This window comes from Methylosinus sp. R-45379 (genome assembly GCF_001644125.1).
Lineage (GTDB): Bacteria > Pseudomonadota > Alphaproteobacteria > Rhizobiales > Beijerinckiaceae > Methylosinus.
In genome coordinates this window covers 1-9,421 of sequence record NZ_LUUM01000079.1, presented here as the reverse complement: position 1 = coordinate 9,421, position 9,421 = coordinate 1, and the positions used below count along the sequence as shown (strand labels likewise).

Here is a 9,421-nt window from a genome sequence, read left to right as displayed (position 1 = left end):
AGGCGAGGTGAAGAAACGCTAGCGCCTTGCGATTGAGGTTTTCGAAGTCCTTGGCCAACCTTCGGCAGCGACCGAGCCATGAACAAGGTTCTTTCCACGACCCAGCGGCGGGGCAAAACCTCGAAGCCGTTGGCCGCATCCGAGCGCTTGACGATCTCGGTGTCGACAAATGGCAAGGCCTTCTTCTGTGCGTCGCGGAACTGGGGGCCCTGATAGCCGCCGTCTGCAAACAACTTTTGCAGAAACGGGAATTTGCCGAACATCGTGCGTAGGACGAGAACGCCGCCATCGCGATCCTGAATGTCGGCGGGATGAACGAGCGCATGAAGCAGAAGGCCTATCGTATCGACGAGAATATGCCGCTTCTTGCCCTTGATCTTCTTTCCGGCATCGTAGCCGTGCGGATCGATGCAAGCCCCCCTTTTTCAGGGCTTTTCACGCTCTGGCTGTCGATGACCGCGGCTGTCGGACTGGCCTCGCGCCCCGCCGCTTCGCGGCATTTGACGTAGAGAGCATGATGGATGCGATCGAGAGTTCCGTCGTATGTCCAAAGATCGAAATAGCCGTAGACCGTGCTCTTGGGCGGCAAATCCTTCGGGATCGCACGCCACTGGCAACCGGTCGAGAGCACATACATCAGGCCGTTCACCACCGCGCGCATCTCGACCGTGCGCTTCCCGCCCCCCGTTTCGCCGGTGGGATCAGCGGTCCGACGAGCGCCCATTCCGCGTCCGTCACTTCGCTCGGGTAGCGCAATTTGCCACGTTCGTAGCGCGCGCGATTTTCATTCGTCCACATCGGCGGCCTCCGCGAGAATCAGACCGCGTCATTGAATCACAAGCGATTCATCCGATTCAATATGTCTCCGGACCGACACTTAGGAATGGGATTCAATGAAGATAAACGTCTGCGTGAACGGGTTGTTCCGCTACAGAAACTATATTCAATACTATGACAAAGCAAATGAACTTGGGAAATTCTATTTTTCTCACCGAATGAAAACTGCTGCGGGAAATTTGGGGGTTCAGAAAGAGAAACTGATAAATTTTTGGCCGAAGGAGTACCTTTTGCACGTAGGGCTCGCGCTCAACCCCTTGTTTAACGAAGACAAGCTGTACATAGGAATCTGTGAGGCTTGGCAAGCGGCGGTCATGGCTTCTTGGGAGGACTGCGATGTTGTTGAAGCGGTTACAGGCGGGATCGCTGATCGCGTTCTTCGTTTTGCAAAAAAAAGGGGTGCACGAATCGTAGGACATCCCGTTAATTCGCACCCCCTTACTTACGCATATCTGGTGAACCGCGAGGCCGAACGCCTGGGTTTAAAAAGGGGAACAATTCCAGACTCTATCACGCAACGGAAAATTGATGAACTCCGAACTTGCGATTGGTTAATCGTGGATAGCTCTTTTGTTAAGAAGAGTTTTGTCGAAAATGGTTTCCCAGAGGACCGAATATCTGTGATACTTGGTGCCGCACCGCCCAGATTTTTCGAGCCCCGGACTCTAGACGAAAGCAAGCAGCACGACAAATTCCGCGTTGTTTGTGTCGGAACGATCTCGGCCCGCAAAGGTCAACGTTACTTACTTGAGGCATGGCGCAAGCTATCCCTGCCGAACGCCGAATTGATCTTGGTCGGATCTTTGTCTCGAACTGCGGAATCCGTATTGAACGGATTTGACGGTTGCTATACGCATTATTCCAGCATTCCAAACCACGAACTACGAAAGCTACTGGTTAATTCCGATATCTTTGTGCTTCCCTCCGTCGAAGACGGATTTGCACAAGCAGCTTTGGAGGCTTTGTCATGCGGCCTTCCCAGCATCGTAACCCAAAATATGGGCGTCGCAGATCTTATAACTCACGGAGAAGATGGCATTATCGTGCCACCATTCGACGTCGACAGCATTGCTTCCGCCATCGAGGCATTCTACCGGAACCCCGAATTTTCTGCTGCAATAGGAAGAGGAGGCGCGAGCACAGTGCAAAATCTTGTCTCATGGGAATCATACGCCGAAAAGGCACTTGCAGTTCTCCGAGGGGTCGCACGAAAAAATTGAGAACCTTTCATGCAGAGCCGCACAATAAAAATTGTTACAAACGGGGTGTCGCAGTTATTTGATTTGTTTACGCGCTTAAGCCAACAGATAATAATTGTTCCTATACTTTTATTAAATTGGAAAGTGGAAGTCTACAGCTCATGGCTGACCTCTAATGCCATTGCCGGTTTTTTTTCGCTTTTTTCGGCTGGCCTTATTTCGTACCTTGCCAGCGCGGCCCACATTGCATGGACTCGAGAGGAATACGAGCGCGCCGAGCGTGCGACCCAAACTACGGGTTTCGCACTCGTCTGCCTCTGTTTGGTTGGGATTGGCGCTTCATTATTTTTGCTGTTCTGGTATTCGAGCACTGTGGTTGTTCTTTCAACCTCCGCAATTATATGGATATGGGCTGGATTTTTCGGCGCTCTCTATCGCATGGCGGACATGTACAGCCGCGGATTGTTAACGGCCAATGGCGTGTTGCTTATTCAGACGATAGCGCTCGGCGTGACTGTTTCGGCTGGTGGTGATATATCAATGGCGTCTTGGACGCAGCTGGCCACAAGCGCTGCCGGAATTTTGTATATGTTTTTTGATATGAGGAGGTTACTGCCTGGGTTCTCATTGATGCCGAGGGTGCCGTCGGCACAGGAGATTAAGTTCTTATTAAAACAATGTCCCGTGTATTTTTCTTTTTCGATTGGCTCGATCGCGTTCATCCACACTCCCATTCTCCTGCTAGGGATCGCGGGCGCCGCAAATCAGTCCGTCGTGGAGTTCAGTTTGGTGCGGACAATTTCAGGAGTAATCCGTCAGGTGTGCGGTCAACTAGGTCTATCATTTGGCACCGAGCTTGCGCGGCTGCGCGCGCTCCGTGACACCGAAGCATTCTCCACCTTGCTTCACACGAGTGTGAGAATACTGAGTGCCTTAAATGGAGTTCTTGCCGGTGCGTTGGCGTCATTTGGCATGGATGTGGTTGATCTATGGACTAAGGGCGCAGTTCGCCCTGATTTTTGTTTGCTCCTCGTTTTCTCCATCTCTCCTTTATTAACTGTGACTGGGAACATCACCGCGATTGTGCTTTCATTTGCTGGAATGCCTGCGGACGTCGGGCGGGCGTATGTATTACAGACCCTTCTCGTCGTAACGGTGGGAATTGGTGCAGCGTTAACTGGCGGCGCGCTGAGCATGGCACTAGCAGTCAGTCTTGCTGAAGTTGTGTCCATGGGGGGCTTTCTAGGAGCGGTTGGCAGCATGCATCTGATCGCGTCCCCAGTCCGCTCTATGAGCTCAAGCCTACTTGTTGCCACTATCGGATTTTTGCTTAGTTACTCTTTAGGGGCTCTTGCAGTTTCTATTTCAGCGCGCTTGTTTGCATCGCAGGCTATCGCTGGGCTTGTGATCTGGTCACCGTTTGCCGTCATTTTGATTGCAATGCTCGGTCTTAACCGGCGCAGTAGGGCCGCAGCGTTCCGGTATCTGTTGAACGAATTGAAGGCTTGGCGCAGATTGGGATAGCTTTGTTCATATTAGTCCTTTGAGATACCGACGCATGTTGTGGGATTCCCGAATCGGCTGAAATTTGATTCGACTTGGCGAACACAGGGAGGTTCGTCATGGCGGCGGCGATTGGGCTTCGGGTCGATTACGTGCGCGCTCCTTGCGGGCGATCGCGAAGCGTTCGAAGGACGGCCCGCAAGCACGTCGTCTCGTCGCCTTGGCGTCGATCTATGATGGCGGTGCGCGCAGCGAGGCGGTAAAATCGGCGGCGTCACTCTCCATGTCGTTCGCGACTGGGTGCTGCGTTTCAACGCTGATAGGCTGGAAGGGCTCGTCGATCGCAAGGCCCTCGGACAACCCTCACGGCTCGACGCCGTGCATCGAGCGGCGCTGGCCGCGCTCATCGAAGAAGGGCCGACGCCCGCTATCCATGGCGTCGTGCGCTGGCGGATCGTCGATCAGTGCCAGTGGACATTCGAGGAGTTCCGCGTCGTCGTCTCGGAACAGACCATTAGAGTATCCGTTATACGCAAGGGGCTTTTTCGGCCCAAATCCGGTCGTCGTGCAACAAGGCGTTGGCGAGGACGATCATTCTGCGCATGACGGCGGTAATAGCGATCTTGGCGGGGTTTCCGGCTTCGACGTGGCTGGCATAACGTGCCTTCATCTGTGGATTGAAGCGGCAGGCGACGAGCGCGGGCATATTAAGGGCTTGGCGGAGAAAAGCTCTGCCGCCACGAATGAATGCATGGCCCCTCCACGCGCCCGACTGTCATTGGACGGGCGCAAGGCCGGCGAGGCTCGACGCCTGTGCGCCTTGGAGGACGCCGAGTTCCGGCATTTCGATGAGCAAGGCGAAAGCGGTGATTTTCGAGACGCCGGGTATGGAGAGGAGAATTACGAATCGGCGGGCGAGGAGCGGGGCGCCTTCGATGCGCTGCTCGATGGCGGCGTCGATCTCCTCGACTTTCGCGTCGATTTCGGCGAGGCGCTTTTTGTTCTGCTTTTCGAGCAGAGAAAGCGTGATCGCCTTGGTGCGGTTTTTGGCGGCGGTGCAGTCTTTGATGAGCGCGGCTCTCGCCAGATGTAACTCTTTCATCTCGACGATGGTCTGGCTGACGCAAGGGCGGGGCTCAAGGTCGAGAACCTCTCCCATGTGCGCCAGCATGGCGGCGTCGGCGCGATCGGTTTTGACGAGCTTGCCGGCGGCCTTGGCGAAGCGACGCGCCTGGCTAGGGTTGACCTTGGCGATCGGAGCGCAGCGGTCGAGAAAGCCCGCCTCGACCGATATCTTCGGCGCCGTCTGTCCAAAGGAGGGCAAAGGCGCGGCGCTCGTTCTCCCCGCTTGCAACACCTATGCAATGAATTTGCTCCTCGCCGAAATCAGCAAAACGGTCGCGCCGGACGCCCACGCCGCTCTCGTCGTCGATCGCGCCAGCTGGCACATGACCGACAAGCTGGTCGTTCCGTCCAACATCACGCTCGTTCCCTTGCCGGCAAAATGTCCAGAGCTGAACCCGGACGAAAACGTCTGGCAGTTCCTGCGCGATAACTGGCTGTCCAACCGCGTCTTCAAATCCTACGACGATATCGTCGATCATTGTTGCGCCGCCTGGAACAAGCTCGTCGACCAGCCGTGGCGCATCATGTCCATCGGCTTGCGCGATTGGGTGCATAGGTTTTAATCAGTGAGGATTAGTATCAGATAGGTTCCCGAAGGGGCCCTTACTTGGAGACAACGCTGTTGCCCTCGCCAGATCGCGAGGCGGCTGGCCCTGTCGCTGCCCGCGACTTCCACGACAGCGAGCCGCTCGGAGACGCCGCACCGCAGTCTCGACGCCTTCGCCGACCGTAACCCACGCATATGATGTTGGAGCTGTGCAATGCGGACAGAATCGCGCTCACGCATGTGATGGTGTCGGAAGAGCCGCATACCGTGGAGGGCCTCCACCGGCGTCTGAAAGTGGGTTCGAGCCGCCTTCACAGCGCAGAACTGAACTGCCCTGCGAAGCAATTCCATATTTCGTCAGAAAAAAGTGCACTTCAACCACAAACTAAGAGGGCGAGATGAGTAGCTTCGCAAAAGCCTGGACGGAAATCCACGAGGCCAAGACGTTAACCGAGCGAATTTATTACATATCACCCCTTCTTTTGGGGCTACTGAAAGATGTTAGCACTATTATTGGACTTGATCGACGACGGTCTGCGAGCTCGAACGACGAAATGGAGCGGAGGATACACGAAAAAAACGGCAAAGTGCTCGCTTCACTTGGCGCAGAATCCGACCGCACATTCATCAAATCAGGTCCATTTTCTGGAATGGAGTACACTACTGCTTCAGCAGGTAGTGTATTAGGCGCAAAGTTACTCGGTGTTTATGAGAATGAACTTGCTGAGTGGGTTGAGCAAATTGCAAGTCAAGACAAATACGACACGATCATCGATGTGGGGTGCGCTGAAGGCTATTATGCCAACGGTTTTGCGTATCGTTGCCGACGTGCTCGAGTTTTTGCATACGACATTGATCAGCGCGCTCAAGAACTTGCAGCTTCACTTGCGCGCATTAACGGAGTCGAAAACAGAGTGACCATAGCGGGGGTGTGCTCCCAAGACGAGCTTCAGTCGCGTTTGATAACGGCCGAACACGCACTGGTCTTCGTCGACATCGAAGGTGACGAGGATGAGCTTCTCGATCCCAAACGGATTCCAGGGCTCCTCTCTGCCGATATCATTGTCGAACTCCACGAACATAAACGCCCCGGGCTTACATACCGTCTCCTCCACCGTTTTGCAGCAACTCATCGCGTCGAAATTGTCGCGGCGACGCCAGACGAGTGGAAGCTTCAATTGATCTCAGATAGAACTCCCGATATTCTTGAAATTATATCGGAGGGACGGAGAATTCCACAACTGTGGCTTCGCTTGTCCGCGGTGATCCAACATAGGGATGAGGCGCGCTGATTGGGAGCAGCTTCCCAGGGAAGAACTGATCGAGCTAATCCAGCGCTCTGCGGTGGCCGGCGAAGACGTCTCGTATCTCCTCGGAGTCGCCGCAATGAGACCCCAAAGGAGCAGCAAGAGAATTCAAAGCTGGCGGTAGAACCTATTAACAATGGTGCGAGCGCGCTTTGCGGCCGGCGGTGATTCCAGCGCGGAGCGACCGGCGGCTATCGCACAGTTTTGCCGTCGCGGTTCTACACCGCCTCTATTTTTTGCAAGCCATTGCAGCCTAACGCGATTGCAGTTGACAGGCTCAGCTCACGTAGCCGGTGAATTCTGCATCTTGAAGCTGGCGCAAGGAAAGGCATCACGAATGCGGATACTTATAACCACCGAGAGGTATTTTCCCGAAATTGGCGGGCTTCAAACCGTCACTCATAGCTTGGCCATGGAGTTTCTGGCCAAAGGACATGACGTGGTCGTTGTGACGCGTAGCAAAGACCTTGAAGGGTCGGTGTCGTACCACTATAAAATTGTCCGCCAACCAAGCGCTCGTGAACTATTAGTTTTGGTTACATGGTGCGACATTTTCTATCAAGCTTGTCTTGGGTTCAAGTCGCTTTGGCCACTGATATTCGTGCGGAGACCGTGGTTCGTAACACACCACATGCTTCTCGATTCGGGCACGTCTTGGCAGCGAACCCTTGGTATCTTAAAAAAGCGGCTCGCGAGGCACGCGTATGGCATCTCGGTGAGTAGATTTATGGCGGAGCACGTTGGAGATGGTTCCATTGTAATACCTAATCCTTACGACGATGCAGTTTTCTTTTTGCTTGAGGACGCAAAGCCCAGAAATAGCGTTGTTTTCGTTGGACGTCTTATACATGCCAAAGGTTGCCACGTTTTGTTGCAAGCTCTAGCGATTCTCGACGAGCAGGGGATCTGCGTTGAATGTACAATTATTGGTGATGGTCCTGAACGCGAGAGATTGCAAGACTTAGCTTACGAACTTAACCTTTCCAGGCTCAGATTTGTCGGGTACCTAGTCGGAGATTTACTTGCTGATGAACTTAGGAATCACTCGGTAATGGCTATTCCTTCGATTTGGCCCGAGCCATTCGGGGTAGTTGCTCTCGAAGGAATCGCAGCGGGGTGTGTTGCAGTAGCTTCTGATGTCGGCGGTTTGCCAGAAGCCTTGGGAGACTGCGGTCTACTGGTCCCTCCCAATAACCCGCGCGCGCTTGCCGACGGCCTAACCGTAGCGATGAATATGAATGTCGACGCGGACGACCGCGGGAGGCACCTTTCATCACATCAGAAGCGCTGTGTCGGAGAAAGCTACCTCCGTCAATTTGAACGCAAGATAATGGGCCTGAGAGCCTGAGCAGGTGAAATGCACGATGCGGCCGGATATCGACAAGTTGCGTGTCAGCAGCCGGGAAGCTGATCGAAGGACTATTGTGAAGATGGTATACATCATACTTATCTTCATTGTATTCGAAGGTGCGCTTCGAAAATGGGTTTTTGTATTTCCAGTAGCTCAGAAGTTGATTATTTTTCTTCGGGATCCGCTTGTTGCTGCAGTTTACATATTCGCCATAAGCAAAGGCCGCATGAAGGCATCACCATTCGTGATCGCTCCGGTTTTTGGCTTGTTCGGGATTCTTTTTATCGTAATCCTTCAAATATTCACTTCGCCAAATCCTCCTGTCCCCATTCTTATAATGTACGCTTTACGAAACTATTTACTTTATGTTCCTCTTGTGCAGGTTATCCGTGATAATTTTGAATCCAGAGATGTAGTCGGATCTATAAAAATAGTAATGATTGGTGCACTTATTTCTGCGCCGCTGATGGTCCTACAATCGTGGTTTCCGCCGGATAGTCCCATAAATCAGGGCTTCGGAGCCGATGAGGAAACCATGTTCGAAAACCTTGGCCTAGCTGAAGGACTGGTGCGAGGAACGGGCCTTTTTACGTCCTCCGCTGGCAATGGTCTTTTTTCCACTGTAGTATTTGCTTCTGTGTTGGGGATGTTGTCCGGACGTCATCATTTATTTAGACAAAATCGTAAACTACTTTCCTTTGGAATGCTCGCGGCGGTTGTAATTATTTTGTATTGCGGATCGAGGTCGGTGCTTTTTATGGTTCCGGTTGTCTTGCTGGGTGCGGTTGTGGGGACGGCCATGTCAGGCCGCGGTCTTGTTGCAACCAAGATCGTGTTGGTAGCCGCAATGTTTGCTGCCTTAGTTGCAATTGTTATGATTTATATTGTACCGGAGCGGCTCGATGCATACATGGTGCGCTTCACAGAGGCAGACTATTACGAATCTAGCGAATATCAGCTGGGCACGTTTGGTCGAATCCTCGGCACGTTCACGAATGTATTCGCGCTCGCCGATCGCGTGCCATTCTTTGGATATGGAGCGGGTTACGGAACAAATGCTGCGGTAATTCTTGGTTACATCCCCCTCAGCCTCTCGGCTGAGAGTGACTGGGACCGTCATGTTTATGATTTAGGAATGATAGGTTGGTTCGCTGTTGCCTTGTTCCGTATCTGGATGACAGGGTGGCTGGGATGGCGTTGTCTTCTTGCCGCGAAGCTGCCCGAAGGTACCTTGGCGATGACACTTTATTCTGCAATTGCCGTGACTGCCCTCTCCGGACAATTGGTAGGGCAAAACTCAATCAACGGCCTTGGATGGTTCGCAATTGGGCTATGTGCTGCGGCCTCGTCGAAACGCCAAGTCGTGCGGTCGGCTAGCGCGAAGGACATGCACCGCACGTATAAAGGGCTGCCTCGCCTTGGCGGCGCAGGAGTAGCTGAGTCGTGATTGACCTGCCCCTGAAAAATCCCACCAGCATCGATTAGAGTCCGGCCGATTGCAGGACGGACACGATGAAGAAGAAACGGTTCACAGAAGAGCAGATCATCGGGA

The 9,421-nt window shown here is 53.3% G+C and carries 6 protein-coding genes and 3 pseudogenes; 7 read left to right on the top strand and 2 right to left on the bottom strand.

Going from position 1 to position 9,421, the window contains the following annotated elements; all coding sequences use genetic code 11:
• A pseudogene (locus A1351_RS23695) lies at window positions 1–798 on the bottom strand (IS5 family transposase); the annotation flags it as partial.
• 95 nt (window positions 799–893) lie between these two features.
• Here A1351_RS23695 and A1351_RS23690 point away from each other — a divergent pair.
• The 3 genes from A1351_RS23690 (at window position 894) to A1351_RS26100 (ending at window position 4,145) form a co-directional block, all read left to right on the top strand.
• Window positions 894–2,057 (top strand): glycosyltransferase family 4 protein, encoded by a 1,164-nt coding sequence (locus tag A1351_RS23690; RefSeq protein ID WP_083967113.1) that lies wholly within the window; start codon window positions 894–896, stop codon window positions 2,055–2,057.
• A gap of 9 nt (window positions 2,058–2,066) precedes the next feature.
• The gene (locus tag A1351_RS04115) at window positions 2,067–3,560 is read left to right on the top strand and encodes a hypothetical protein (RefSeq protein WP_064032313.1); all 1,494 of its coding nucleotides are present in this window, start codon (window positions 2,067–2,069) and stop codon (window positions 3,558–3,560) included.
• A 279-nt stretch (window positions 3,561–3,839) separates the two neighbouring features.
• A complete protein-coding gene (locus tag A1351_RS26100; protein WP_198162211.1) occupies window positions 3,840–4,145 on the top strand; it encodes a helix-turn-helix domain-containing protein in 306 nt (101 codons plus the stop codon).
• Here the strand turns inward: A1351_RS26100 and A1351_RS25740 are convergent.
• Window positions 4,066–4,863 (bottom strand): annotated as a pseudogene (locus tag A1351_RS25740) (IS110 family transposase). The gene A1351_RS26100 and the pseudogene A1351_RS25740 sit on opposite strands and share 80 nt — an antisense overlap.
• Between A1351_RS25740 and A1351_RS25120 the strand changes: the two are divergent.
• The 4 genes and pseudogenes from A1351_RS25120 to A1351_RS24375 all read left to right on the top strand — a co-directional run.
• Window positions 4,820–5,227: pseudogene (locus tag A1351_RS25120) on the top strand (IS630 family transposase); the annotation flags it as partial. The pseudogenes A1351_RS25740 and A1351_RS25120 sit on opposite strands and share 44 nt — an antisense overlap.
• Window positions 5,228–5,609: 382 nt before the next feature.
• Window positions 5,610–6,503 carry a 50S ribosomal protein L11 methyltransferase gene (locus tag A1351_RS24380; protein WP_157096089.1) on the top strand — a complete coding sequence of 298 codons (894 nt, stop codon included), beginning with the start codon at window positions 5,610–5,612 and terminating at the stop codon, window positions 6,501–6,503.
• A 742-nt stretch (window positions 6,504–7,245) separates the two neighbouring features.
• Window positions 7,246–7,866 (top strand): glycosyltransferase, encoded by a 621-nt coding sequence (locus A1351_RS25115; RefSeq protein WP_198162208.1) that lies wholly within the window; start codon window positions 7,246–7,248, stop codon window positions 7,864–7,866.
• A gap of 16 nt (window positions 7,867–7,882) precedes the next feature.
• Window positions 7,883–9,316 carry a hypothetical protein gene (locus tag A1351_RS24375; RefSeq protein WP_157096088.1) on the top strand — a complete coding sequence of 478 codons (1,434 nt, stop codon included), beginning with the start codon at window positions 7,883–7,885 and terminating at the stop codon, window positions 9,314–9,316.
• Window positions 9,317–9,421: the final 105 nt, after the last annotated feature.

Bases quoted from the DNA above. Each gene is read 5' to 3' on its own strand.
- A1351_RS04115 (WP_064032313.1), top strand. From the start codon at position 2,067: ATGCAGAGCCGCACAATAAAAATTGTTACAAACGGGGTGTCGCAGTTA.
- A1351_RS24380 (WP_157096089.1), top strand. From the start codon at position 5,610: ATGAGTAGCTTCGCAAAAGCCTGGACGGAAATCCACGAGGCCAAGACG.
- A1351_RS24375 (WP_157096088.1), top strand. From the start codon at position 7,883: ATGCGGCCGGATATCGACAAGTTGCGTGTCAGCAGCCGGGAAGCTGAT.
- A1351_RS23690 (WP_083967113.1), top strand. From the start codon at position 894: ATGAAGATAAACGTCTGCGTGAACGGGTTGTTCCGCTACAGAAACTAT.
- A1351_RS25115 (WP_198162208.1), top strand. From the start codon at position 7,246: ATGGCGGAGCACGTTGGAGATGGTTCCATTGTAATACCTAATCCTTAC.